This is a genomic window from Nonomuraea sp. NPDC005983 (assembly GCF_040614375.1).
Classification (GTDB): domain Bacteria; phylum Actinomycetota; class Actinomycetes; order Streptosporangiales; family Streptosporangiaceae; genus Nonomuraea.
The window spans coordinates 12,445-38,243 of record NZ_JBEXUP010000086.1 but is presented as its reverse complement, the minus strand read 5'-3'; the positions used below and the strand labels follow the sequence as shown (position 1 = coordinate 38,243).

21 protein-coding genes are annotated in these 25,799 nt (G+C 70.9%); 5 read left to right on the top strand and 16 right to left on the bottom strand.

The annotated features are described in order from the left end of the window. The 8 genes from ABZ297_RS30825 to ABZ297_RS30790 all read right to left on the bottom strand — a co-directional run. Window positions 1–1,109 (bottom strand): gamma-glutamyltransferase (locus ABZ297_RS30825; protein ID WP_355353196.1); only part of this gene is annotated, 1,109 nt, incomplete at its 3' end. 29 nt (window positions 1,110–1,138) lie between these two features. Then, entirely contained in the window at window positions 1,139–2,104 is a 966-nt protein-coding gene (locus tag ABZ297_RS30820) for an oligopeptide/dipeptide ABC transporter ATP-binding protein (RefSeq protein WP_355353193.1), read from the bottom strand. Continuing rightward, a complete protein-coding gene (locus ABZ297_RS30815) occupies window positions 2,101–3,066 on the bottom strand; it encodes an ABC transporter ATP-binding protein (protein ID WP_355353191.1) in 966 nt (321 codons plus the stop codon). Before ABZ297_RS30815 ends, ABZ297_RS30820 begins: the two co-directional genes overlap by 4 nt. After that, window positions 3,063–3,938 (bottom strand): ABC transporter permease, encoded by an 876-nt coding sequence (locus ABZ297_RS30810; protein WP_355353188.1) that lies wholly within the window; start codon window positions 3,936–3,938, stop codon window positions 3,063–3,065. The genes ABZ297_RS30815 and ABZ297_RS30810 overlap by 4 nt, the downstream gene beginning before the upstream one ends. After that, entirely contained in the window at window positions 3,931–4,890 is a 960-nt protein-coding gene (locus tag ABZ297_RS30805; RefSeq protein ID WP_355353185.1) for an ABC transporter permease, read from the bottom strand. Before ABZ297_RS30805 ends, ABZ297_RS30810 begins: the two co-directional genes overlap by 8 nt. Next, a complete protein-coding gene (locus tag ABZ297_RS30800) occupies window positions 4,890–6,503 on the bottom strand; it encodes an ABC transporter substrate-binding protein (protein WP_355353182.1) in 1,614 nt (537 codons plus the stop codon). Before ABZ297_RS30800 ends, ABZ297_RS30805 begins: the two co-directional genes overlap by 1 nt. A gap of 94 nt (window positions 6,504–6,597) precedes the next feature. Continuing rightward, window positions 6,598–7,275 carry a GntR family transcriptional regulator gene (locus ABZ297_RS30795; protein ID WP_355353179.1) on the bottom strand — a complete coding sequence of 226 codons (678 nt, stop codon included), beginning with the start codon at window positions 7,273–7,275 and terminating at the stop codon, window positions 6,598–6,600. Window positions 7,276–7,374: 99 nt separating this feature from the next. Continuing rightward, window positions 7,375–11,982 carry an ATP-dependent helicase gene (locus ABZ297_RS30790; protein ID WP_355353176.1) on the bottom strand — a complete coding sequence of 1,536 codons (4,608 nt, stop codon included), beginning with the start codon at window positions 11,980–11,982 and terminating at the stop codon, window positions 7,375–7,377. An 89-nt stretch (window positions 11,983–12,071) separates the two neighbouring features. On the opposite strand from ABZ297_RS30790, the gene ABZ297_RS30785 reads away from it, so the two are divergent. Both ABZ297_RS30785 and ABZ297_RS30780 read left to right on the top strand, forming a co-directional pair. Beyond that, window positions 12,072–12,560, top strand: coding sequence for a VOC family protein (locus ABZ297_RS30785; RefSeq protein ID WP_355353173.1), 489 nt, complete (start codon window positions 12,072–12,074; stop codon window positions 12,558–12,560). Window positions 12,561–12,809: 249 nt separating this feature from the next. Continuing rightward, on the top strand, window positions 12,810–13,004 hold the full coding sequence (locus ABZ297_RS30780) for a DUF3046 domain-containing protein (RefSeq protein WP_355353202.1): 195 nt from the start codon (window positions 12,810–12,812) through the stop codon (window positions 13,002–13,004). Here ABZ297_RS30780 and ABZ297_RS30775 read toward each other — a convergent pair. Continuing rightward, a complete protein-coding gene (locus ABZ297_RS30775; RefSeq protein WP_355353170.1) occupies window positions 12,987–13,262 on the bottom strand; it encodes a hypothetical protein in 276 nt (91 codons plus the stop codon). The genes ABZ297_RS30780 and ABZ297_RS30775 overlap by 18 nt on opposite strands. A 755-nt stretch (window positions 13,263–14,017) precedes the next feature. Between ABZ297_RS30775 and recA the strand changes: the two genes are divergently transcribed. Continuing rightward, entirely contained in the window at window positions 14,018–15,112 is a 1,095-nt protein-coding gene (recA, locus tag ABZ297_RS30770) for a recombinase RecA (protein WP_350805482.1), read from the top strand. Between the two features lie 437 nt (window positions 15,113–15,549). Here the strand turns inward: recA and ABZ297_RS30765 are convergent, their stop codons facing one another. Beyond that, complete coding sequence (locus ABZ297_RS30765; RefSeq protein ID WP_355353205.1) at window positions 15,550–15,765, bottom strand: hypothetical protein; 216 nt, start codon at window positions 15,763–15,765, stop codon at window positions 15,550–15,552. Between ABZ297_RS30765 and recX the strand changes: the two genes are divergently transcribed. Both recX and rny read left to right on the top strand, forming a co-directional pair. Then, window positions 15,697–16,515: a recombination regulator RecX gene (recX, locus tag ABZ297_RS30760; RefSeq protein WP_355353166.1), complete on the top strand. Its 819-nt coding sequence runs from the start codon at window positions 15,697–15,699 to the stop codon at window positions 16,513–16,515. The two genes, ABZ297_RS30765 and recX, sit on opposite strands and share 69 nt — an antisense overlap. A gap of 352 nt (window positions 16,516–16,867) precedes the next feature. After that, on the top strand, window positions 16,868–18,484 hold the full coding sequence (rny, locus tag ABZ297_RS30755; protein WP_355353163.1) for a ribonuclease Y: 1,617 nt from the start codon (window positions 16,868–16,870) through the stop codon (window positions 18,482–18,484). On the opposite strand, the gene ABZ297_RS30750 is transcribed toward rny, so the two are convergent. From ABZ297_RS30750 to ABZ297_RS30725, 6 genes are all read right to left on the bottom strand, one after another. Then, entirely contained in the window at window positions 18,485–20,446 is a 1,962-nt protein-coding gene (locus tag ABZ297_RS30750; protein WP_355353160.1) for a protein kinase, read from the bottom strand. A gap of 71 nt (window positions 20,447–20,517) precedes the next feature. Next, window positions 20,518–22,392, bottom strand: a complete 1,875-nt coding sequence (locus ABZ297_RS30745) for a prolyl oligopeptidase family serine peptidase (RefSeq protein ID WP_355353157.1) — start codon at window positions 22,390–22,392, stop codon at window positions 20,518–20,520. An 87-nt stretch (window positions 22,393–22,479) separates the two neighbouring features. Continuing rightward, the gene (locus ABZ297_RS30740; RefSeq protein WP_355353154.1) at window positions 22,480–23,361 is read right to left on the bottom strand and encodes an amino acid ABC transporter permease; all 882 of its coding nucleotides are present in this window, start codon (window positions 23,359–23,361) and stop codon (window positions 22,480–22,482) included. After that, entirely contained in the window at window positions 23,358–24,029 is a 672-nt protein-coding gene (locus tag ABZ297_RS30735; protein WP_355353151.1) for an amino acid ABC transporter permease, read from the bottom strand. The genes ABZ297_RS30740 and ABZ297_RS30735 overlap by 4 nt, the downstream gene beginning before the upstream one ends. Before the next feature lie 58 nt (window positions 24,030–24,087). Next, entirely contained in the window at window positions 24,088–24,945 is an 858-nt protein-coding gene (locus ABZ297_RS30730; RefSeq protein ID WP_355353148.1) for a glutamate ABC transporter substrate-binding protein, read from the bottom strand. A 36-nt stretch (window positions 24,946–24,981) separates the two neighbouring features. Continuing rightward, entirely contained in the window at window positions 24,982–25,704 is a 723-nt protein-coding gene (locus ABZ297_RS30725; protein ID WP_355353199.1) for an amino acid ABC transporter ATP-binding protein, read from the bottom strand. Window positions 25,705–25,799: the final 95 nt, after the last annotated feature.

Below are 25,799 nucleotides of genomic sequence, written 5' to 3'. Positions count from 1 at the left end.
CGCGGCGCGCGCCCGCCGGGTGCGCCCGGCCGCAGCTCCATGCTGGCCTCGGCGCCGACCAGCGCGCGCCGGCCCGCGTTGTACTCCTCGCCGAGCAGGTCGGCCATGGGGACGTCCGCGTCGCCGTACCAGGCCTCGCGGTCGGCGAAGGCCAGTTTCGCCGACTCGATCACCGTGTGGACGTAGTCGGCGCTGAGGTGCCCCATGCCGGACAGGTCGAGGCCCGACAGCAGCGCCAGCTGCTGGAGGAACACCGGCCCCTGCCCCCACGGGCCCGTCTTGCAGACGGTGTGCCCGTGGTAGTCGAAGGTGACGGGCTCCTCGACCGACGCCGCCCAGCCGGCCAGGTCCGCGCCGGTGAGCAGGCCGCCGTGCACCTCGCCCGAGCTGTCACGCCAGGCGGTCTTCACGCTGAACTCGGCGATCGCCTCGGCCACGAACCCCTGGTACCACGCCCGGCGGGCGGCGGCGAGCTGCCCCTCACGGGTGCCCGACGCGGCCTGGGCCTCGGCCACCAGCCGCCGGTAGGTGGCGGCGAGCACCGGGTTGGCCAGCCGGCCGCCGGGCTGCGGCACCCGCCCGCCCGGCAGCCAGGTGGCCGCCGAGGTCGGCCAGTCCTCGGTGAAGAGCTGCTCGACGGAGGCGATCGTGGCGGAGATCCGCTCCAGCACCGGGACGCCGTGCTCGGCGTAGTGGATGGCAGGGGCGAGCACGTCGGCGAGCGACCAGGTGCCCCAGCGCTCCAGCATCAGCATCCAGCCGCCGAACGCCCCCGGCACGGTCGCCGCGAGCAGCCCGGTGCCCGGAACGACGTCCAGGCCCAGGTCGGTGAAGCGGTCGATGGTGGCGGCGGCGGGGGCGACGCCCTGCCCGCACACCACCGACACCTTCTGCTCGGCCTCGCTCCACAGCAGGATCGGCACCTCGCCGGCGGGCCCGTTCAGGTGCGGCTCGGCCACCTGGAGCACGAAGCCGGCGGCCACCGCCGCGTCGAAGGCGTTCCCGCCGCGCTCCAGCACGCCCATCCCGGTCGCGGAGGCCAGCCAGTGCGTGCTGGCCACCATGCCGAAGTCTCCGGTCAGCTCTGGCCTGGTGGTGAACAAACTCATTCCTCTCCTCGGGGTGTCTACTGGGGGGTCTACCGGCCGGTGGCGTCGGGGACGCGGTCGGCCGTGACCAGGTGGCAGGCGGCCGGATGGCCGCCCGCGCGCGGGTCGGTCAGCTCGGGCTCGTCGGTGCGGCACCTGTCGAACGCGAGCGGGCACCGGGTGTGGAAGCGGCAGCCCGGCGGTGGATCGAGCGGGCTCGGCACGTCGCCGCCGAGCACGATCCGGCGCCGCTGCCGCTGCTTGACCGGGTCGGCCACCGGGGCGGCCGACAGCAGCGCCTGCGTGTAGGGGTGGCGGGGCTCGGCGAAGATCTGGGCCGTCGGCCCGGACTCGACGATCTTCCCCAGGTACATGACGGCGACCCGGTCGGCCAGGAACTCCACCACCGACAGGTCGTGGGTGATGAACAGGCAGGAGAAGCCCATCTCCCGTTGCAGGTCGCTGATCAGGTTCAGCACCGACGCCTGCACCGACACGTCCAGCGCCGACACCGGCTCGTCGGCCACCACCAGCTTGGGCCCCAGGATCAGCGCGCGGGCCAGCCCCACCCGCTGCCGCTGGCCGCCTGACAGCTCGTGCGGGAAGCGCGAGCCCATCTCCGGGCGCAGCCCGACCTGCTCCAGCATGGCCGCGACCCGCGCGCCCACCTCCCGCCTGGTCGCCGCCCTGTGCCGCAGCAGCGGCTCGCCGACGATCTGCTCGATCGTGAAGCGCGGGTTGAGCGAGGAGTAGGGGTCCTGGAAGACCATGTGGACGTCCCTGCGCAGCGGGCGCATGGCCCGCCGTGACAGGTGGGTGATGTCGCGGCCGTCGAGGGCGATGCTGCCCGAGGTCGGCTCGGCCAGGCGCAGCACGCACTTGCCGACCGTGGACTTGCCGCTGCCCGACTCGCCCACCAGGCCGAGCACCTCGCCCTGGCCGATCTCCAGCGACAGGCCGTCCACGGCGCGGACCTGGCCGTAGTGCTTGACCAGGTTGTCGATCCGCAGGATCACGAGTGCCCTCCCGGGTGGAAGCAGGCCGCCAGATGGTGGTCCGCCCGCTGGATGAGCGCCGGCCGAGCCAGCCGGCAGTCGGCCTGCACGCGCGGGCAGCGCGCCTGGAACGCGCACTCGTCCGGGTCCGACATCGGTGAGGGGACCATGCCGGGGATCTCCGCGAGGCGGCCGTCGACCGCCGCCGACGGCAGCGCCTTCATCAGCCCGGCGGTGTACGGGTGGAGCGGCCCTGCGAACAGGTCCTCGACGGGTGCCTGCTCGACGGCCCGGCCCGCGTACATGACCACGGCCCTGTCGGCGATGTCGGCGACCACGCCCAGGTCGTGCGTGATGAGGATGATCGCGGTGCCGAGCCGGTCACGCAGGTCGCGGAAGACGTCCAGGACGCCTGCCTGGATCGTCACGTCCAGCGCGGTGGTGGGCTCGTCGGCGATCAGCACGCGGGGCGAGCAGGCGACCGCGATCGCGATCATCACGCGCTGCCGCATGCCGCCCGAGAGCTGGTGCGGGTACTCCTGGACACGGCGTCGCGGCGCCGGGATGCCGACCAGCTCGAGCAGCTCGACGGCGCGTTGCCTGGCCGCTCCCCGGGTGAGGCCCTCGTGCCTGCGCAGCACCTCGGCGATCTGGTAGCCGACGGTGAACGACGGGTTGAGCGAGGTCATCGGCTCCTGGAAGACGACCGACACGTCCTTGCCGCGTACCTGCCGCATCGCCGGTTCCGGCAGCGTGGTCAGCTCGCGGCCGTCCAGTCTGACCGAGCCCGACAGCCTGGTCGTGTCGGGCGGCAGGAGCCGGGGCACCGACATCGCGGTGACCGACTTGCCGCAGCCCGACTCGCCGCACAGCGCCAGGATCTCGCCCTCGTCCAGGGTGAGTGAGACGTCCCTGACCGCCTGGACGAGCCCGTCCTCGGTGGCGAAGTCGACCGTCAGGTTGGTGATCTCCAGCAGGCTCATCGGCCGCTCCTCGGGTCGAGAACGTCGCGCAGGCCGTCGCCCAGCAGGTTGAAGCCGAGCGTGGCCAGCGCGATCATCAGCCCCGGCCAGATCGCCAGCCAGGGGGCGACGTCCAGGTACTGCTGAGCGGTGGTCAGCATGACGCCCCAGGACGGGGTCGGCGGTTGCACGCCCAGCCCCAGGAACGACAGCGTGGACTCGCCGATGATCGCCGCCGGGATCGCCACCGTGGCCTGCACGATGAGCGGGCTCGCGCAGTTCGGCAGCACATAGCGGAGCAGGATGTGACGGTCGCTCGCGCCGTCGGCGACGGCCGCGGCCACGTAGTCCATCTCCCTGATGTGCAGCACCTCGCCCCTGGTGATCCGGATGACCGCCGGGAGCTGGGAGAAGCCCAGCGCCAGCACCACGCCCTTCAGCGACGGGCCGATGATCGCCGCCAGCCCGACCGCGAACACCAGGAACGGGAAGGCCAGCGTCACGTCCACCAGGCGCATCACGACCGGGTCCAGCCAGCGCCGGTAGAAGCCGGCGACCAGCCCGATCGGGATGCCCACCGCCAGCGCCAGCAACGTCGACAGCACTCCGGCCTGCAGCGACACCGTGGCCCCGTGCGCGATCCTGGCCAGCACGTCACGGCCCAGGTCGTCGGTTCCGAGCGGGTGCGCGCCCGACGGCGCGGCCAGCGTGGCCAGGTAGTCCTGCTGGGCCGGGTCGCCCGTCACCAGCGGGCCCGCCAGCGCCAGCAGCAGGAACGCCGCGACCAGCACCAGCCCGGTCATCGGCATCGGGCGGCGCCGGAAACGCCGCCACAGCCGGCGCCTACGATCGGCCCTGCCGGTCCTGATCGGCACGGTCAGCGTCTCAGCCATGACCGCCTCCCGACAGCCGGATGCGCGGGTTGAGGAAGGCGTAGGCGATGTCCACCAGCAGGTTGACCAGGACGTACCCGATCACCGTGATCAGTACCACGGCCTGGATGACGGGGTAGTTCCTGGTGAGCACCGCGTCCACGGTGAGCTTGCCGAAGCCGGGGATCACGAAGATCTGCTCCGTCACCACCGCGCCGCTGATCAGCGCGCCGAGTTGCAGGCCCAGCACGGTCACCACGGTCGTCAGGCTGTTGCGCAGCGCGTGCGCGCCCACCACCTTCGCCTCCGACAGGCCCTTGGACCTGGCGGTGCGGACGTAGTCGGCCGACAGCGCGCCCAGCATGGCCGAGCGGGTCTGCCGCATCAGGATCGCGGCGAACCCCGCCCCGAGCACCAGCGCGGGCAGCAGCATCCGCTGCAGGTTGCCGGCAGGGTCCTGGCTGAACGGGACGTACCCGGACGCCGGTAGCCAGCGCAGGGTGACCGCGAACAGCAGGATGCCCAGCAGGCCCAGCCAGAAGTGCGGCACCGACAGCCCGGCCAGGCCGAAGCCGGTGGCCAGGTAGTCGGGCAGCCGTCCGCGCCGCACCGCCGCCACGATGCCCGCGCCCAGGCCGACCACCACCGCCACCAGCATGGCCAGCGCCGCCAGCTCCAGTGTCACCGGCAGCCGCTCGGCGAGGATGTCGGCCACTGGGATCTGGTCCTGCGTGGACCGGCCGAGGTTGCCCGACAGGGTCTGCCCGACGTAGTCGAGGTACTGCGCGGGCAGCGGCTTGTCCAGCCCGAACTCGTGGCGGATCGTCTCGACCACGGCCGGAGAGGCCTCCTGGCCCGCCATGACCACGGCGGGGTCGCCTGGCAGCGCCCTGATCCCGAGGAAGATCAGGACGCTGGCCAGGAACAGCACGAGCACCGCCGATCCGCAGCGCCTGAGGATGAACCAGAGCATTACGCGGCGAACCCAGCGGTGACGAACCGGGGCAGGCCGTCCTTGAAGTACTGGACTCCGGCGACCGTCTTGTGCATGCCCAGGTAGTACTTGTTGTGGTACAGGTACAGCACCCCGCGCACCTCGGCCGCCTTCTGCATGGCCTTGGCGTACAGCGCGGCCCGCTCGGTCACGTCCGTGGCCGCCGCGGCCTCCTTGATCGGGTCGTCGATGCCCGGGTCGGACATGCCGCCGTAGTTGTTGCTGCCCTGGGTGGTGATCAGGTTCGTCAGGTTGCCGTCGGGGTCCACCCGGCCCGACCAGCCGTTCAGCACCGCGTCGAACTTGCCGGACTTGCCCTGCTCCAGCGTGGCGACGAACTCGGCGGTCTGCACGCTGACGTTGAAGCCCGCCTCCTTGGTCATCTGCTGGATGACCTGGGCCAGCCGCTGGTTCGTCGCGTCGTTCGGCGCGGTCAGCGTGACCGGGATCGGCGTGGGCACGCCCGACGCCTGCACGAGTTGCTCGGCCTTGGCCAGGTCACGCTTGGGGCACTGCAGGCCGGCGTCGCGGAACTGGCTGTCCTTGGCGACGGGGAAGCAGTCGGCCTCGTACAGGCCGTTGTAGACCGTCTTGTTGATCACGTCGCGGTCGAGCGCGAGGTCGAACGCCTCGCGCAGCTGCGGGCTCTTGGCCAGCGCGGTGTTGACCGGGCCCGGCTTCTCGGTGGAGCCGCCGGCGTTGCCGACGTTGATCGTGATGCCGTAGTAGCCGAGCCCGCCGCCGGACACGACCTTGAGGTTGGGGTCGGCCTGGACACCCGCGACCGTCGTGGTGGCGAGCTGGTCGGCCACCTGCACGTCGCCGGATTTCAGGTTCGCGGCCCGGACGTTCGGGTCCACGATGATTTTGTATACGATCTTGTCGAGCTTGACCTTGGCGGCGTCGTAGTAGTCGGCCGCCCTCTCCAGCACGATCTGGCTGCCGGAGGTCCGGCCGGCGAACGTGAACGGGCCGACGCAGACAGGGCCGGCGCCGAAGTTGTCGCCCCCGGCGTCGAGCGCCTTGGGCGACATGATCATCCCGGCGCGGTCGGCGAGCTGCGCCGTGAGCGGCGTGAAGGCCCGCTTGAGGGTGAGCTTCACGGTGGACGCGTCCACGACGGTCACCTTCTCGACCGCCTCCAGGTCGGCCTGGCGGGACGACTTCTCCCAGGTGCGATGGCGGTCCAGCGACTTCTTGACCGCCTCGGCGTCGAACGCCGTGCCGTCGTTGAACTTCACGCCCTGGCGCAGCTTGATCGTCACTTCCTTGCCGTCGCCCGAGACGTCCGGCAGGGCGGTGGCGAGCTGTGGCACCAGCGTGGACTTGGCGTCGATGTCGAAGAGCTTCTCGCACATGTTCGCGAACACCTCGCGGCCCACCAGCGTGGTGGAGCTGCTCGGGTCGAGCGCGTCGGGGTCGGCGTTGAGCGCGACGTTCAGCGTGCCGCCGCCCTTCACCGCGCGGTCGTCCGCCGAGGCGTCGGCCACGGACGGGGGAGCGGACGTGCCGCTCGAACCGCTGCCGCCGCAAGCCGCCAGTGCGAGTGGGAGTACGGCGAGCGCCGCGACGAGCCTGGGGGACGGTCTCATGCTGCCTCCGAAGGGGGGAACGTTTGGGAGACTGTATACAAGACCTTACATTTCAGCGGTATTTCCAGGCCTCATGTTGTTATCTGAGTGTTTTCTAATCGTTCGGGTGTTTTGTTGTACGGCCGATGGCCGTGAGGAACGATCGCCGGGCCGCGGCCACGTGCGCGACGGCCCTCGCCTGCGCCTCGTCCTCGTCGCCCGCCGCGATCGCCTCGCACAGGCTCAGGTGCTCAGTCCACGAGTGCGGGCCGCGCACGGCGGCGGTCTGGCTGAACACCCACTGCGCACGCTGCAGCATCGGCGTCATCATCAGGTTCAGGTACGAGTTCCCCGCCACCTCGCCCACCGCCAGGTGGAAGGACGTGTTGAGATCGGCCACCTGCTCCAGCCGCCCGTTCTCGACGGCCTCCTTGGCCGTCTCCAGCACCCGCCGCAGCCGCTCGGCCCCCTGGGGTGTCCGCTTGCGCGCGGCCAGCCGGGCGGCCAGCCCCTCGATCGCCATCCGCACGTCGAACAGCTCCTCGGCCTCCTCCGCGGACAGCCGGGCCACCGTCGCCCCGATCCGGGGAATGACCTGCACGAACCCCTCGGCGGCCAGCACCCGGATGGACTCGCGCACCGGGTTGCGGGAGACCCCGAGCAGCGCGGCCAGCCGATCCTCGATCAGCCGCTCGCCCTGCGCGAGCTCGCCGGACACGATGCGCCGCCGTATCTCCGCGGTCACCTCGTCGCGCAGGGTGCGATGAGTTCCGCCCAGTGTCAGATCAGTCATTTGACCGCTAATCGTATACAAGCCCCGCCCTTGGTGAGCGCCGCAGCCACCACAGGCGAGGAGACGGCCCAGGGATGCGGTGTCGCAGGGAGAGGGGCGTCAGGCGCGGAGTCGCAGGCCTCGTGGAGTCGGGTGGAAGCCCGCCGCCTCCAGCGCCGCCGCCAGCGGGGAGTCGACGATCGAGGCGCCGTCGGCCCGCTCGACTGTCAGCTTGCCGAGCGCGCCGTCGCGGACGGCCAGCGCCAGCGCGTCGACCGCCGGCTGCAGCCGATCGCCGTCGGTGAACGACAACAGCGTCTTGCCGCCCCGCTCCACGTACAGCACCAGGAACCCGTCGACCAGCACCACCAGTGACCCCGCCTTCCTGCCGGGCTTGTGCCCCACGTCACCCGGATGGGACGGCCACGGCAGAGCGGCCCCGTACGGATTGGCCGGATCGGCGGCGGCCAGCACCACCGCCCTTCGCGCCCCCGCACGATCACCACCCGCGCCGAAGGCCTCGCCACCACCGGGCGGCCCGCCTGGCGTCGGCGCGCTCGACCCGGTGATGCCCGGAGCCATCGCGCGCATCCGGTCAACGGCACCCGGCAGGGCGAACTGGGCGCCGCCCAAGCCCTCCACGAAGTACCCCCGGCGGCACCGCCCGCTCTCCTCGTACGTACGCAGCACCTGGTACACCGGCGTGAACCCGCCAGGAAGCCGCTCCGACGTCACCGCCCCGCGGGTCACCACCCCGTGCCGCTCCAGCAGCACCTCCGCCTGGGCCTGGGCCCGCAGGGTCGCGTCGGCCGCCGGCGAGGGCAGCAGCCACCACCGGCCGCCCACGGTGGGCGGCCCGCTCCGGCTCGGCAGCACCGCCCGCCTGCGGCGCGTGGTCGCCGGCCGGTGCGCGGGACGTCCGGACCCGAGGGTCGCGCGCAGCGGAGCCAGCGTGTCGCCCGACACCCGCCCCGACCACACCAGATCCCACAACACCGAGGCCAGCGCCGCGTCGTCGAGCGAGCCGAGCTGGTCGGACAGCCCGCGGAAGAACAGCGCGCCACCCCCGCCCAGGACCTCCAGCACCTGCTCGTGCACCGGCGTCATCGTGATCTCGCCCGGCTCGGGCATCAGCAGCGGCGCGGTGTCGGCGAAGTACAGCGACACCCATCCGTCGCCGCCGGGCAGCGACCCCTGCCCTGCCCAGATCACCTCGCCGGACGAGGTCAGCTCGTCGAGCAGCGCCGGATGGTAGCCGGGCACCCGCGACGGCAGCACCAGCGTCTCCAGCGCCGACGCGGGCACCGCCGCCCCTTGGAGCTGCTCGATGGAGTGGACGAGCGCGTCCATCGCCCGCGCAGCTCCGGCGCCGCTCGCGCCGTGACCACCCGCGCCCGACGAGGGCCCGGTGACGCCGTGCCAGGCGGACGCGAACAGCGCCAGCGTCTCCGGCGCGACCGGCTCGACCTCCTTGCGCAGCCGGGCCAGCGACCTGCGCCGCAGCATCCGCAGGACGCCCGCGTCGCACCACTCCTCGCCCCTGCCTCCGGGCCGGAACTCGCCGCTGACCACCCGCCCGGCGGCCGCCAGCCGGCGCAGCGCGTCGGTCACCACCGCGACGCCGAGCCCGAACCGGGCCGCCGCCGTTCCGGCGTGGAAGGGCCCGCGCGTGCGGGCGTGCCGCGCGACGAGGTCGGCGAGCGGATCGGCCATCGGCTCCAGGAACACGTGCGGGACCCCGACGGGCAGCGGCACGCCGAGGGCGTCGCGCATCCTGGACGCGTCCTCGATCGACACCCACTGCTCCTCGCCCGCGATCCGCACCCTGATCGCCCTGCGCGCCCGCTCCAGCTGCTCCAGCCAGGCCGGATCGCCGCCGCGCACGCTCACGTCGGGCGCCAGCAGCGGCCCGTGTGAGCGCAGCAGGTCGGCGAGGTCTTCGGCGTCGCGCAGCGGACGGTCGAGCCTGGCCAGCTCGCGCTCGCTGTCGGAGATCACGTCGGGGTCGAGCAGCTCGCGCAGGTCGGCCTGGCCGAGCAGCTCGGCGAGCAGCGCGGTGTCGAGCGCCAGCGCCTGCGCGCGCCGCTCGGCCAGCGGCGCGTCGCCCTCGTACATGAACGCGCCCACGTAGTGGAACAGCAGGGACGCGGCGAACGGCGACGCCTGCGACGTCTCGACCTCCACCACCCGCACCCTGCGCGCGGCGATGTCGCGCATGAGCTGGACCAGCCCCGGCACGTCGAACACGTCCTGGAGGCACTCGCGCATCGTCTCCAGCACGATCGGGAACGAGGCGTACTGCGAGGCCACGCCCAGCAGGTGGGCGGCCCGCTGGCGCTGCTGCCAGAGCGGGGTGCGCCTGCCCGGAGTCCGGCGGGGCAGCAGCAACGCCCGCCCCGCGCACTCCCTGAACCGCGACGCGAACAGCGCCGAACCGCCCAGCTCCTCGGTGACGATCTGCTCGATCTCCTCGGCGTCGAACGCGGCCACGTCGGAGGGCGGCTCGGCCAGCGTGTCGGGGATGCGCAGCACGATGCCGTCGTCGGAGTGGATGGCCTGCACGTCGACGCCGTAGCGCTCGCGCAGCCGCCGGTTGATCGCCAGCGCCCACGGCGCGTGCACCCGCGCCCCGTAGGGGGAGTGGATCACCACGCGCCAGTCGCCCAGCTCGTCGTGGAACCGCTCGACCAGCAGCGTGCGATCGTCGGGGACGTACCCCGTGGCCTCGCGCTGCTCCTTGAGATAGGCCACCAGGTTGCCGGAGGCGTACTCGTCGAGCCCGGCGGCCCGCATCCGGTCGGTCGAGTCGTGCCCGGCCTGCTCGCGCAGGAACCCGCCGATGGCCCTGCCCAGCTCGGCCGGACGCCCCGGGGCGTCGCCGTGCCAGAACGGCAGCTTGCCCGGCTGGCCGGGAGCGGGGGAGACCAGCACCCGGTCGGCCGTGATGTCCTCGATCCGCCAGGAGGTCGCGCCCAGCACGAACACGTCGCCGACGCGCGACTCGTACACCATCTCCTCGTCGAGCTCGCCCACCCTGGACGCCTTCTCGCCCACCAGGAACACGCCGAACAGCCCACGGTCGGGGATCGTGCCGCCGTTGGTCACCGCCAGCCGCTGCGCCCCCGGCCGCCCGCGCAGCGCGCCCGTCACGCGGTCCCAGACGATGCGCGGACGCAGCTCGGCGAACTCCTCGCTCGGGTAGCGCCCCGCCAGCATGTCGAGCGTCGCCTCCAGGGCGGCGCGCGGCAGCGTGGCGTAGGGAGCGGCCCGCTTGACCACGGACTCCAGCTCGTCGACGGTCCACTCGTCGAGCGCGGTCATCGCCACGACCTGCTGGGCCAGCACGTCGAGCGGGTTGCGCGGGTAGCGCAGCTCCTCGATCTGACCGCTCTTCATCCGCTCGGCCACCACGGCCGTCTGCACCAGGTCGCCCCGGTACTTGGGGAAGATCACGCCCTTGGACACCGCGCCCACCTGGTGGCCGGCACGCCCGATGCGCTGCATCCCGCTGGCCACGCTCGGCGGCGCCTCCACGCAGGCGACCAGGTCGACGGCGCCCATGTCGATGCCCAGCTCCAGGCTGGACGTGGCGACCACGGCAGGCAGCCGCCCCGACTTCAGCGCCTCCTCGATCTGCGCCCGCTCCTCCTTCGACACCGACCCGTGGTGCGCCCGCACGATCTCCGTGACCACGCCCTTGCTGGACCCGGCCTGCGCCATCATCTCGGCGGGGGGGCGGCGCATCGGCCCGGTGTCCTCGTGGTTCTCCGGAGCGCTCTCCCAGATCGCCAGGTCGACCGCCTCCAGGCCCTGCCGTCGGCCGTAGGCCAGCTCGTTCAACCTGGTGCAGAGCCGCTCCGCGAGCCTTCTGGAGTTGGCGAACACGATCGTCGAGCTGTGCGCCTCGATCAGGTCGAACAGGTGGTCCTCGACGTGCGGCCAGATCGACCGGTTCGCGGGCTCCGGCGCGAACTCCTCCTCGGCCGGCTTGCGGGCCTCCAACTCGGTCATGTCCTCGACGGGCACGACCACCTCGATCTCGATCCGCTTCTCCGACGGCGGCTGCACCACCGTCGCGGGACGGACCCCGCCCAGGAACGCCGCCACCTCGCTCACCGGACGCACCGTCGCCGACAGCCCGATGCGCTGCGCGGGCCGGTCGAGCAGCGCGTCGAGCCGTTCGAGGCTCAACGCCAGATGCGCGCCGCGCTTGGTCGCTGCCACCGCGTGCACCTCGTCGACGATCACCGTCTCCACGCCGCGCAGCGCCTCCCGAGCCTGGCTGGTGAGCAGCAGGAACAGCGACTCGGGCGTGGTGATCAGAATGTCGGACGGCTTGGCCGCGAACCGCCGCCGGTCTTCGGCCGGGGTGTCGCCCGACCTGATCGACACCGAGATCTCCGGCACGGGCAGCCCCAGCCGCCGGGCCGTCTGCCTGAGCCCGGCCAGCGGCGCCCGCAGGTTGCGCTCGACGTCGACGGCCAGCGCCTTCAGCGGTGACACGTACAGCACGCGGGTGCCCTTGCGCTCCGCCGGTTCGGCGGCGAGCCGGTCGAGCGACCACAGGAACGCCGCCAGCGTCTTGCCCGACCCGGTGGGCGCGACGACCAGCGTGTTGTCGCCGCGCGCGATGGACTCCCACGCGCCCTCCTGGGCGGACGTGGGAGCGGCGAAGGCTCCCGAGAACCATTGCCTGGTCACCTGGGTGAAGTGGTTGAGCGCGCTCACCAGCACATACTGCCTCGCCCCACCGACAGAAAACGCAATCGCGCCTCCGCGAGAGGTTGAGCCGGGCCGCAGGGGGACATACAGCGACCGTGACCGTTGACAACGTCCCCATCGAGGCCCGCCACGAGGACATCAAAGGCCGCTACCTCTTACCGCACCGGCCCTCCAGCAGCGCTCGCGGCCTCCACCACTTCGCCCTGGTCTCCTCCGACGTGGAGCGGACGATCCAGTTCTACCAGGAGCTCCTGGAGTTCCCCCTCACGGAGATCTTCCAGAACCGCGACTACAAGGGTTCCAGCCACTTCTTCTTCGACATCGGCAACGGGAACCTGCTCGCCTTCTTCGACTTCCCCGGCCTGGATCTCGGCCCGTACCAGGAGGTACTCGGCGGGCTGCACCACATCGCGATCTCCGTCGACCCCGCCACCTGGGAGAGGCTGCGCGGGAAGCTGGAGATGGCCGGCGTGCCGCACCAGATCGAAAGCGGCGCCTCCATCTACTTCAATGACCCCGACGGCGCCCGGCTGGAGCTGCTCGCCGACCACCTGGGTGAGATGTACGGCTCGCGCGTGCTCTGACCGCGTTGTGGCTATCGGCGCGAGGCCCTGCGCGCCCTCGGCCTGCCCGCACGCGGCTCCTGCCGGATGTCGGCGTGCCTCTCCGATCTCTCGGCCTTCTCCTTCTGGACCGTCAGACGCTGCGCCAGGCGGAGATGGCGGCGCTTGACGCGATTCGCCTTCGTCTTCGTGCTCTTCGGGGGCGCGGACTTCGGGGTCTTCGGCATGTGGACGTCCTACCCACACCCCCGGCGGTTCCATACTTGGCACATGCGCCTGACCGAGTTCTGGAGACGGATGCGTGAACATTTCGGCGACACCTACGCCGAGTCGTGGGCGCGCGACTACGTGATCGCACCGCTGGGAAGCCGCACCGTGACGCAGGCGCTGGCCGACGGCGAGAGCGCCAAGACCGTCTGGCGGGCGGTCTGCCAGGTGGAGGACGTCTCACCCCGGCTGCGCTAGCTCCAGCGTCTCCCGCAGCATGCGGGCCGTCCTCTCCAGCTCGTCGGCCTTGCCCTGGCCGCCGGGCGACCACAGGAAGAGCCAGCCGCGGTGCGAGGGGGCGGCGAAGACGAGGGTCTGCCGTCCGGTACGCGGATGCCAGACCCACAGCACCGGGTCGTCGGCGCCGATCATGCGGCTCGCGAGCCCCTGGCCCGGCAGACGCGCGGCGAGAGCCTCAAGATGCGAACGTCGTTCTCCGGTGTACGTGCTCGCCACGTCGCCGCCTCCAACCTTTCAACCAGAGTCTCCCCAGCTCACGAGGCGTGACAACACGCGTGGGGCGACGCGCATCCGGCGATCGCCCACCGGAACCGGACGACCACGCGGGGGCGGCGTTCCAGCGCGCGGACGCGCACCACGCTCCGGTGCGAGCGCCGACGGTTCGGTCCGTGAGCCGGCACTTGGGCCCGTGCGCCGACGGTTCGCTTGCGTGACGACGCTTCGGCCCCGTGCGCCGGACGTCCCTCTCTCCTGTCCGTCCTCTCGCCTGCCCAACTGCCCGGTTGCCTCTCTGCCCCCGTCCTCTCACGTGTCCAGGACTGCTCCGCGCGACCAGGGCCGTTCCACGCGACTGGAACTGCTTCACGCGACCGGGAACGCCCCCGCGCGGCCGAGACCGCTTCACGGGACCGGGAGCGCCTCGGGAGAGCAGGACCACCCCGCCCCGAAGCAGGGCCGCTCCGCGTGACCGGACTGCCCCGGCGCGGCTGGGACCGTTTCGCCTGTGCCGGGACCGCCCCGCGCCTGTGACCTGGGCCGATATCGATCAAGGTTTCACCGGCGAGCGCCCGAGCTGCGCCGTCACAGGACGGCCGGAGTGCCGCGCGGTCGTTGGCGTGTTCGGGTGTGATCGAACAGTCGTTCGGCTACCATGGGCACACGTCTTTCCCTGACAACGCGGAAATTGTCGGTGGCAGGCCGTAGCTTTCACTCGACTGACCCGACCACACAACTCTCCAGAGGGAGTTCCCATGGCTATCAACGACCGCGAGAAGGCCCTTGAGACCGCCCTCGCTCAGATCGAGCGGCAGTTCGGCAAGGGCTCCGTGATGCGCCTCGGCGACGACGCCCGAGCTCCCATCGAGGTGATCCCGACGGGCTCGATCTCCCTGGACGTCGCGCTCGGCATCGGCGGCCTGCCGCGCGGCCGGATCGTCGAGATCTACGGTCCCGAGTCCTCGGGTAAGACCACGATCGCCCTGCACGCCGTGGCCAACGCCCAGCGCGCCGGAGGCATCGCGGCCTTCATCGACGCCGAGCACGCCCTCGACCCCGAGTACGCCAAGAAGCTCGGTGTCGACACCGACGCGCTGCTGGTCTCCCAGCCCGACACCGGTGAGCAGGCGCTGGAGATCGCCGACATGCTGATCAGGTCGGGCGCCGTCGACATCATCGTCATCGACTCGGTGGCGGCCCTGGTGCCCAAGGCCGAGATCGAGGGCGAGATGGGCGACAGCCACGTCGGCCTCCAGGCCCGCCTGATGTCCCAGGCCCTGCGCAAGGTCGCGGGCGCACTCAACAGCACCGGCACCACCGCCATCTTCATCAACCAGCTCCGCGAGAAGATCGGCGTCATGTTCGGCTCGCCCGAGACCACGACGGGTGGTAAGGCGCTCAAGTTCTACGCTTCTGTCCGCCTTGACATCCGCCGCATCGAGACGCTGAAGGACGGCACCGAGGCGGTCGGCAACCGCACCAGAGTCAAGGTCGTCAAGAACAAGATGGCTCCGCCGTTCCGCGTCGCCGACTTCGACATCCTGTACGGCGTGGGCGTCTCCCGCGAAGGCGGCCTGATCGACATGGGCGTCGAGCACGGCTTCGTCCGCAAGTCCGGTGCCTGGTACACCTACGAGGGCGACCAGCTGGGCCAGGGCAAGGAGAACGCCCGCAACTTCCTGAAGAACCACCCGGACATGGCCAACGAGATCGAGAAGAAGATCAAGGACAAGCTGGGCGTCGGCGCCCGTCTCGACGCGCCTGCCGAGCCCGCCGCCGCCCCGGCCCCGGCGGCCGCCTCCTCGGGCCGTGGCTCCAAGTCCGCCACCCCGAAGCCTGGTGACGTCTGATCGGCGACCGCATGACTGACGATCCGCCGCAGGCGCCCCACTCACACGACTGGGGCGCCTGGCTCGACCTCCCCGCTGCCCAGCGGACCCGATACACCCCGCCCACCCCCTCGCCACGGCCAGACGAGCCACTGGAGGGCACCCACCGCGCCAACTCCCACGGATCCCACACGAGCCCCCAGCCTGACACGTCACCAGGCACGCCGTCCGACCTGTCACCAGGCACTCCACCAGGCCCATCCGATGACGGGCGGCCCTCATCCGCTGCCTCGTCACCGCCCCGTGGCTCCGCGTCGACCCCGGCGCGGGCCTGGCCCACCCTTGACGAATGGCGCAACCGCGCCCGTCCTGCTGTTGACCGCGAGGCCCCTCCCGCCGACAACAGGTCGTCCTTCGCATTCCCCGAAGAGGACATCCGTGTCCAGCGCAGCGGCCGGTCAGAGAGCGAACGCCACCTGGCCCGAGGCGCCAAGGAAACAGGCCTCGACCAAGAAGCCGGAGAAGAACGCCCTGCCCATGACGAGCCCGGGGCGCATCCCGGCCAAGACGAGCCCTGGGCGCAGCCGAGCCAGGGCGGGTTGCAGATGGAGCCTGCGCTGGGCGGGTCGCGTTCGCAGCCGGGTCAGGGGCGGCAGCGAGTGGAAACCGAACACGACAGGTCCGAAGCGCAGCCGAGTCACGGCCGACCACGAGCCGACTCTGCCCAGGACGGGGTGGGAGCGTGGTCGGGGTGGGGTGAGCCGCAGGCGGAGTCTGCTCGGAGCGGGGAGCCTGCTCAGGGTGGTGCTCGGAGGCGGTCAGGTAGGGGTGGAGCAGGTGCACGGGCCAGGCGAGGTGGCCGGGGGCGTCGGGGGAGCGATTGGCTGCCCGACGGGCCCGACGCGGAGACGCCCGCCGACGCGGGGCCGCCGGCTGATCCGGAATCGGTGGCCCGAGCCATCTGTCTCAGGCTCCTCACGATGGCCCCCAAGACCCGAGCCCAGCTCGCCGAGGCGCTGCGGAAGCGCGACGTCCCTGACGAGGCTGCCGAGGCGGTGCTCGACCGGTTCTCCGAGCTCGGTCTGATCAACGACGAGGCGTTCGCCGAAGCCTGGGTCGACTCCCGCCACCATGGCCGCGGCCTCGCCAAACGGGCTCTCGCCGCCGAGCTCCGTCACCGTGGCGTCGACTCCGACACCGTCAACGAGGCCGTCGACCGCCTCGACTCCGACCAGGAGCTCGAAACGGCCAGACGCCTCGTGGAGCGCAAGCTCGCGTCCACTCGCAACCTCGACCCCAAGGTCCGCACCCGCAGGCTGGCCGGAATGCTCGCCCGAAAGGGCTACCCGCCGGGGTTGTCGTTCCGCGTCATCCGCGAGGCTCTCGAACAAGAGGGTGTCGAGGTGGAAGAGGACTTCTCCTAGGGTGCGGGTTTCCGGCAGGGAGCAGATATCTGGGCAAATCTGGAGCCGCACCCCCGTAAGACACGCTTGACGAGTCGTTTGCTTGCTCGTGACTTGTTCGACGCATAACCTCGACGGCAGTGAGGAGTTACTCCGCGCAGTGCGGATTGCCATACCGGTGAACGACGGACGAGCGAGCTTGGTTGATCGAGGCGGGCAAGGTGTCGGCTATCTCAGTCGCCGCCGAGTCAGTCCTGGCTTGATATCGGTCGTTATGGAGCCGCCGATCGGGCATTCCGTGCCGCGCATGTGACCCCTCCCGAACAGAGGCCGCGTTATGGAGTTCTGACGACGCGAGGAGGGCGGGGCGCACATGGGGCCGCTTGTGGTGGTGCTGTCAGTGGCGGTGCTCCTGCTGGCTTTCGGGATGATCGCCGCGCTCCTCATCGTCGTCCGCCGTACCTCGGGCAATGCTCCAGGAGCGTCCAGACCGACGCCTGAGCAGTTGGCGGCCGTCCATGATGAGTTGGAGCAGGCTCGCCAGGAGGCGGGGGCGATCCGTGACAAGGCGGACTCCGACGCCGAGGAGATCCTGCGGCGCTCGGAGGCGGCGGCCGAGGCAGCCGCGCGGATGCGCCGCGAGGTCGAGGAGGAGAGCCGGATATTCAAGTCCGAGCTCAAGGAGCTGAGAACCGACCTCGAACGCAGGGAGGCCAGGCTGGCCGAGCGTGAGCAGCGGCTGGACGAGGACGCCCGGCGGCAGGCCGAGCGCGACCGCAAGCTGGCCGAGACCGAGGTCCAGCTCGCCGACCGGCGTGAGGAGCTCCTTCAGGTCGAGGAGGAGCGGCGGGTCATCCTGGAGCGGGCTTCGGGGCTCACCGTCGAGCAGGCCAAGGCCGAGCTGGTCAAGGAGATCGAGAACCAGGCCAAGCGCGAGGCCGCGCTGATCGTCAGGGAGATCGAGGGAGAGGCTCGCAAGGAGGGCGAGAAGCGGGCCACGAAGATCGTCACGCTGGCGGTGCAGCGGGTGGCGGCGGAGCAGACGGCGGAGTCCGTGGTGAGCGTGCTGCACCTGCCCGGCGACGAGATGAAGGGGCGCATCATCGGGCGCGAGGGCCGCAACATCCGGGCCTTCGAGTCCACGACCGGCGTCAACCTGATCATCGATGACACGCCTGAAGCGGTGCTGCTGTCCTGTTTCGACCCGGTTCGCAGGGAGACCGCGCGGCTCACGCTGGAGAAGCTCGTCCTCGACGGACGGATCCACCCGCAGCGGATCGAGGAGGCGCACGACCGCAGCCGGGCCGAGGTGCAGGACCTGTGTGCCAGGGCCGGCGAGGACGCGCTGGTCGAGCTGGGCATCACGGACATGCATCCTGAGCTGACCCTGCTGCTGGGCCAGCTCCGGTACCGCACGAGTTACGGGCAGAACGTCCTGAAGCACCTCATCGAGTCCGCGCACATCGCCGGGATCATGGCCGCTGAGCTCAAGATGAACCAGACGCTGATGAAGCGGTGCGCACTCCTGCACGACATCGGCAAGGCTCTCACGCACGAGGTCGAGGGCAGCCACGCGCTGATCGGCGCGGAGATCGCCCGGCGGTACGGCGAGCAGGAGGACGTGGTGCACGCCATCGAGGCGCACCACAACGAGGTCGAGGTCCGCACCGTCGAGGCGGTGCTCACGCAGGCGGCCGACGCGATCAGCGGCAGCCGCCCCGGAGCGCGGCGCGAGTCGCTGGAGGCGTACGTCAAGCGGCTGGAGCGGCTGGAGGAGATCGCGCAGTCGTACGAGGGCGTGGAGAAGGTCTTCGCCATGCAGGCCGGGCGCGAGATCAGGGTGATGGTCAAGCCGGACGCGATCGACGACATCCAGGCGCAGGTGATCGCCCGCGACGTCGCCAAGCAGGTGGAGGAGGAGCTGACGTACCCGGGGCAGATCCGGATCACGGTGGTGCGCGAGTCGCGCGCCACCGAGTTCGCCCGCTAGCTACCGGCTGACCTCGGGGCTTTCCAGCCCGCCGCCGAACGCTCCGCCCGTCGGCTTCCACCGCTCCCTGGCCACGTACGGCTTCCCTACCACCGCGGACGCGGTGACCTCGAACCATTCGCAGGTCACCATCTCGCCCTCGCGGCCGAAGACCTTCACGCCGCACGTCCTCGGGACGCTCACGGTCGTGTCCGTCCGCGAGTCGAACAACTCGATCGACAGCTCGACGCCCATGCCGACCGGGCCGCGCGCCCGCGCCTGGACGTAGACCCTGTCGGAGGCGATCTTGATGCACGGGCTCATCGAGACCCCCTTGTAGGGCGCCGACCAGGACCTGCACCCGCCGCGCTCGACGGGTTCCGGCTTCGTGGAGACCACGGGGTCGTGGTTGGGGGTTGGGGTCCGTTTCGGCCGTTTCGGCTCCACGGTGGGGGACGGGGGCGTGGGGTCTGGTTCGGGGGTCCTCGTCACCGCGTGGGTGGTGCTTGTCGACTTGTGCCCGGTCTTCTGCGCGTTGGGGCCGGGCGTCTGCACGCTGCTCTTCGGGACGGACGGCGTCACCGTGGTGGACCGCGCCCCCGAGCCGGTCGTGGACGCGTGGGAGGGCTGCGACATCGGGGAGGTCTGCGCCGCCGAGCCGAGAGCGGCCCGGGTCCCGGTCGCCTCGGGAGCCTTGTCCTGCAGCCACATGAACACTCCGGCGATCACGGCGGCCGTCAGGGTGCCTGCTCCCACGGCCACCCACGTCCTGCGGCGGGGCGTCGCGGCCGAGGGGCCCGCCGCTCCCGGCGCGGCGGCGGCCGAGTGAGGCGGATGCGTGCGGTCCCCGAAGGGGGCGTTGGAGTGGGGCGGCTGTGTGGGGTCCGCGAGGGCGGCGTTCGGCTGAGGCGCATGCCCTCGGGCGGCGAGGGCGGCGTTCGGCTGAGGGAGGTGCCCTCGGTCCGTTGAATGCGGCTGAGGCGGGTGTCCCTGGTCCGCGAAGGGAGCGCTGGGGTGAGCTGGGTGGGCGCTGGGGTGAGCGGGGGCTGCGGGGGTGGCGTTCGGGTGGGGCGGCGACGTGGCGTCCACGATGGGGAGAGCGATGGCGTCCGCGGCGGGGACGGTTGTCTCCGACAGCGGCGCGTCCCGGGAGATCCGGGGCAGGCGAGGCGCGCCCTGCTCCGACACCGCGGCGGCCCGCAGCGCGGCGCTCACTTGCGCCAGCGGCGGGCGCGCGGCCGGGTCCTTGGCCGTGCAGTCGGAGATCACCGTCCAGAGCGACGCGGGCATCCCGTCGAGCCGCCGGGGTGCCATGTGGAGGGCGGAGTTCAGCGCGCTCAGCCCGTGCCCGCCCGCGAACGGCGCCCGCCCAGCCAGCAGTTCGTACAGCAGCATCCCGAGCGCGTAAACGTCGGCGGCGGGGGAGGGGCGCTCGCCGCGCAGGATCTCGGGTGCGATGTAGACGGGCGTGCCCGCGACGGTTCCCGTGGTGTTGAGCGTGGTGGTGTGCAGGATGCGGGAGATCCCGAAGTCGGTGAGCTTGAGCGCGCCGCTCTGTTCGTCCACGAGCACGTTGGACGGTTTGACGTCGCAGTGGACCACGCCCTGCTCGTGCGCGTGCGCGAGCGCCTCCGCGAGGGAGGCGGTCATGGCGGCGGCCCTGCCGGGCGGGAGCGTGCCCGATCGCCTGACCAACTGGCCGAGGTCACCGCCGGCGACGAGGTCCATCACGATCGCGATCCGGTCGCCCTCCAGGACGAAGTCGCGGATGGACACGATGGCCGGATGCCGCAGCCGCACCAGAACAGTGCGTTCCCTGACGAACCTGGCCACGACGTCAGGTTCGGCGCCCAGCCGGGGGTTCAGGAGCTTCGCCGCCACCTGCTCGCCGGTCCGGCGGTCGAGGGCCCGCCACACGGTGCCCATCCCGCCTTCGCCCACGATCTCTACCAGGCGGTACGCACTGCCAAGCGAATCGTCCATATTCCGATCATGATATCCACAATTGACACGCTGTCGGGGGTGATAGGCGCCCTGTGACGGCCCGACGGGGGCTACCCGAAGACCTGCTGGTAGAAGGCCAGCTCGGCGGCGAGCGCGGTGGCGCGCGTCTCGGTGCGGCGGAAGCCGTGCGACTCCCCGTCGAACGTCAGGTACGTGCACAGCACGCCGCGCTCCGACAGCGCGTCGGCGAACGCCGTCGACTGCTCGGGCGGCACCGCCGGGTCGTCCAGCCCCTGCAGGAGCAGCATCGGGCAGGAGACCCCGTCGACCAGGGCGAGCGGCTCGCGGGCCGCGTACACCAGTGGGTCCTCGGGGCCGACCAGCCACTCCACGTAACGGGACTCGAAGTCGTGAGTGTGCGCCCGCAGCGGCGCCAGCGCGCTGACGCCGTAGTAGGACACGCCGCCCGCGAACACGCCGGACCGGCAGCAGGCCGCCATCACGGTCCAGCCGCCCGCGCTACGGCCGCGCACCGCGATCCGGGACGCGTCGGCGAGGCCCTCGGCCGCCAGCCATTCGGCCGCCGCGATCGTGTCCTCGACGTCGACCAGCCCCCACTGGCCCCGCAACCGGTCGCGGTAGGACCGGCCGTAGCCGGTGGAGCCGCCGTAGTTGACGTCCAGGACACCGATGCCGCGCGAGGTCAGGAACGCCTTCTCCAGGTCGAGCGCGGCGACGGCGTGCGCGGTCGGGCCGCCGTGCACGAACACCACGTACGGCGGGGTCTCCGAGTCGGCCGCCGGGTTCGACGGCGGGTAGAGGTAGGCATGGACGATCCGCCCAGACCGGTCGGGTAGCTCCACCGGCCGGGGAACGGGCAGGTAGGCGAGGTCGGGCAGCCCACCGTCGTCGCGTCGGAGCTCTTCGGCCGCTCCCGTCGCTGTCTCGACCTGGACGACCGCTCTCGGCTCCGCCGCGCCGTACGCCACCCCGACCAGCCTCGCGCCGTCGGCGGCCAGCGACGGATCCCAGCCGGAACAGGGCACGCCGAGCTCGGTGAGCTGCCCCGATTCCGGATCCAGCACACCCAGGCGCAGGTCGCCGCGCCCGTGCAGCACCGCGAGCCGCCCGTCGCCCAGCACCGCGTACGGCCGGCCGCCCAGGGTCCATAGCGGCGCGGCGAACTCCTCCTCCGCCGGGTGCAGCGCCCGGGATGAGCCGCCGTGAACGTCGATCTCGTACAGGTTCCACCAGCCGGACTGGTCAGAGACCAGGTAGAGGCGCGAGTCGTCCTTCCACTGCGGGGCCAGCACCGACTCGGCGGGGCCGCCCTTGACGGTCCACGAGAGGCCGTCGGCCAGGCGGGTGACGCGCAGCTCGGTGCCGTTCCACGGCATCTGGGGGTGGTTCCAGCAGACGTAGGCGAGATGCCGCCCGTCGGGCGACACCGTGGGAGAGGCGTAGAAGTCGTGGCCCGTGACCAGCTCGCGTTCCTCGCCCGCGCCGAGCGGCACCGCGACGATCGACCGCGTGACCTTGACCCCGACATCACCCTCGACGCCGCCCTCGACTTCACCCTCGACACCGCCCTCGACGTGACGCTCGCGCACGCACCACACCTCGTCGCCGTGGACCAGCAGGTCGGCGTACCGGCGGTCGCCGTCGTCCGGGGTGATCGGGACGGGCTCGTCGCCGTGCAGGTAGAGCCGCTGATCGCTGAAGTGGGCGAAGACCACCTGGCCGGCGGGCGTGACCACGTAGGGGCGTCCGCCGTACTCGTGCACGCGGGTGCGCGCGCTCCACGGCGCGGGCAGCAGCTCACGGCGGGCGCCGTCGGCGGCGCGGTGCATGATCGTGGTGCGCCCGCCCTCGTCGGGACGGTCCTCGGTCCACCACACCTGCTCGCCGAGCACGCTCGGCCAGCCGAGGCGGAGCCCGGAACGGGCGACGTCGGCGGTGGAGATGGGGGACGGCCAGAAGGGCATAGCCGAATCCTGCCGGAAGATCGCCGAACGCGAGGGGCGGTCACCAGACTCCGGCGACCGCCCCTTTCACACTGACGTCTGTCAGGGCTACGGTGCCCCGCCGCCGTCGACGCCGACGAACGGCACCGGCTCCAGCGGCTTGGCCGACGACTTGCGGCTGCGACGGCTGCGCTTCTCCAGCCAGGTGGCGAACGAGCTGAGCGCCATCGCCATGGCGATGTAGATGACGCCGATGACGATCGCCGACACGAGCTTCGTCCCCGGATACACGGAGGGCAGGTTCTTGAAGCCCATGTTGAGGAGGTCGACGTAGACGATGAAGTACCCGAGCGCGGTGTCCTTGAGCAGCACCACGAGCTGGCTCACGACCGCCGGCATCATCGTCGTGATGCCCTGCGGCAGCAGGACCAGCCGCATGACGCCGCTCTTGCGCAGCCCGATCGCGTACGCCGCCTCCGACTGCCCGCGGGGGATCGCGTTGATGCCGGCCCTGACCACCTCGGCCAGCACGGACCCGTTGTAGAGCGTGAGGCCCAGGACGATCGCGAACAGCGCGTAGTCGCCGCCGCCGAACAGGTTGGGGGACAGGTACCAGATGAAGAAGATCAGCAGGAGCAGCGGGATGGCCCGGAACAGCTCCACGACCGCTCCGGCGGGAATCCTGACCCAGCGGTGGTCCGACAGCCGCGCGATGCCGAAGACCGAGCCGAACAGCAGCGCGAAGACCGCGCCGAGGACGGCCGCCGTGAGCGTGCCCTGGAGGCCGGGGATGATGAAGTTCACCCAGGTGTCGGCGGTGAAGAACGGCGCCCAGAGGTCGGGGTTGAGCTGGCCCTTGTCCTTCAGCTTGAGCACGACCCAGGCGAGGACCGCCAGCAGCACCAGCGCGGCCACAGCGGTGATCAGGTGGTTGCGGAGGCGTCCGCGACGCCCAGGGGTGTCGAAGAGGACGGATGCTTGCACGGTCACCGGGCCACCGCCATTCGCTTCGCCAGCCACCCGGAGAAGTAGCCGATGGGCAGGATCAGCGCCACGAACGCGGCCACGATCCCGAGGAAGATGGGGATCGACACGCCCGTGGTGTCGAACGTGGTCTTCATGACGTTGGCGACGTCCACGGTGTAGCCCGCCGCGGCCACCACCGTGGTGTTCTTGATCATCGCGATGAACACGCTGCCCAGGGGGGCGATGACGGACCTGGTCGCCTGGGGGAGGATGATCAGCCGCAGCGACTGGAAGAAGGTCAGCCCGATCGCCCGCGCCGCCTCGGCCTGGCCCATCGGCACCGTGTTGATGCCGGCCCGCAGCGACTCGCACACGAACGCCGCCGTGTAGGCGGACATGCCCAGCACGGCCAGCCAGAACGAGTTGGTGAGCGGCTCCTCCTGGGAGAAGATCAGCCCGAGGGTGTCGCTGAGCCCGAGGTAACAGAAGGCCAGGACGAGCGTCAGAGGGGTGTTGCGCACCACGTTGACGTAGGCCGTGCCCGCCGCCCGCAGGACGGGGGTGGGGGAGACCCGCATGGCGGCCAGGATCGTGCCGACGATCAGCGAGAAGACCGCGATGACAAGGGAGAGCTTGAGATTGTTCAGGAACCCGACAGCCAGTTCGGGCCCGTATTTGATGAGTTCGTCCACGGTGCTCCACTGATAAGAGCGACGGCGGCCGGATCACCGGCCGCCGCACGCGTGAGGATCAGGCGCAGCCCTCGGCCGGCGGGGCGGAGGTGGGGAGTTCCAGACCCGTCTTGCCGAACCACTTCTGGAGCAGCTGTGTGGCGGTGCCGTCCTGCCACATCTTGGTGATGGCCTTGTTGACCGCCTCGCAGGTGGTCTTGTCGCCCTTCTTCAGGCCGATGCCGTACTTCTCATCGGTGAACGGGTCGTTCAGCAGCTTGTACTTGCCCGGGTCCTGGGAGGAGAAGCCGGCCAGGATCAGGTTGTCGGTGGTGACCGCGTCGAGGTTGCCGCCGCTGAGCTTCTGCACGCACTCGGAGTAGTTGCTCGCGCCCACGAGCTTGGCGGGCAGGTTCAGCTTGCCGTCCGGCGGCGGGTCGGTGATCCGCTTGTAGGAGTTGGACCCCTGCGCCTGGCAGATGCGCTTGTCCTTCAGGTCGGTCGCCTTGCTGATGTTCGCGGCGTCGGCGCGGACCATGGTGTCCTGGTGGACGACCACGTACGGCCCGCCGAAGGTCACCTTGGGCTTGCGCGCGTCAGTGATCGAGTAGGTGGCCACGACCAGGTCGACGGTGCCGTTCTGGAGCAGCGCCTCGCGGTTGGACGAGGGCGACTCCTTCCATGTGATCTTCACGTCCTGGCCGCCGGCCAGTTCCTTCACGATGTACTTGGCGATGTCGACGTCGAAGCCCTCGGGGTCGCCGCCGCCCTTCTTCAGGCCCAGGCTCGGCTGGTCCCACTTGGTGCCGACGGTGATCTCCTTGGCACCCTTGATCTTCTCCATGACGTTGGCGTAGCTGCCTCCGCCGCCACAGGCGGCCAGGCCCACCGCGAGGGCCGCGACGGCGAACGCGGCTCCTGTACGACGCATCTGCATAGTCGTTACCTCAATCTTTCTAACGGGGTGTCGGCTTCAGTGCGTGAGGATCTTCGAGAGGAAGTCCTTCGCCCGGTCGGTCTGGGCATTGGTGAAGAACTCGTCAGGGGTGTTCTCCTCGACGACCTGGCCGTCAGCCATGAACACCACACGGTTGGCGGCCCTGCGCGCGAAGCCCATCTCGTGGGTCACGACCACCATCGTCATCCCGTCGCGAGCAAGACCGATCATCACGTCCAGGACTTCCTGCACCATCTCGGGGTCCAGTGCGGACGTCGGCTCGTCGAACAGGATCATCTTCGGATCCATGGCGAGAGCTCGGGCGATGGCCACCCGCTGCTGCTGCCCTCCTGAGAGCTGCGCCGGGTACTTGTCGGCATGCGCCGCGATGCCCACCCGCTCCAGCAGTTCCATGGCCCGCTTGTCGGCGGCGTCGCGCGCCGTCTTGCGAACCTTGACGGGGCCCAGGGTGACGTTCTCACGAATCGTCTTGTGCGCGAACAGGTTGAACGACTGGAACACCATGCCGACTTCGGAGCGGAGCCGGGCCAACGCCCTGCCTTCTTCCGGCAAAGGCTGGCCATCGAAAATGATCTGGCCGTCGTCGATGGTCTCCAGCCGGTTCATCGTCCGGCAGAGTGTGGACTTACCGCCGCCGGACGGGCCGATCACGACCAGGACCTCGCCACGGGAGACGGTCAGGTTGATATCCCTCAGGACGTGATGCGCCCCGAAGTGCTTGTTGACGTGCTCCAACACTACTAGTGGAGTGGCGTCCCCGTTCTCCGTCATGGATAGCAACCTAGGGGGCGATAGGACGCTGGTCACTAACCGGGTGGTACCGATCCGATCAC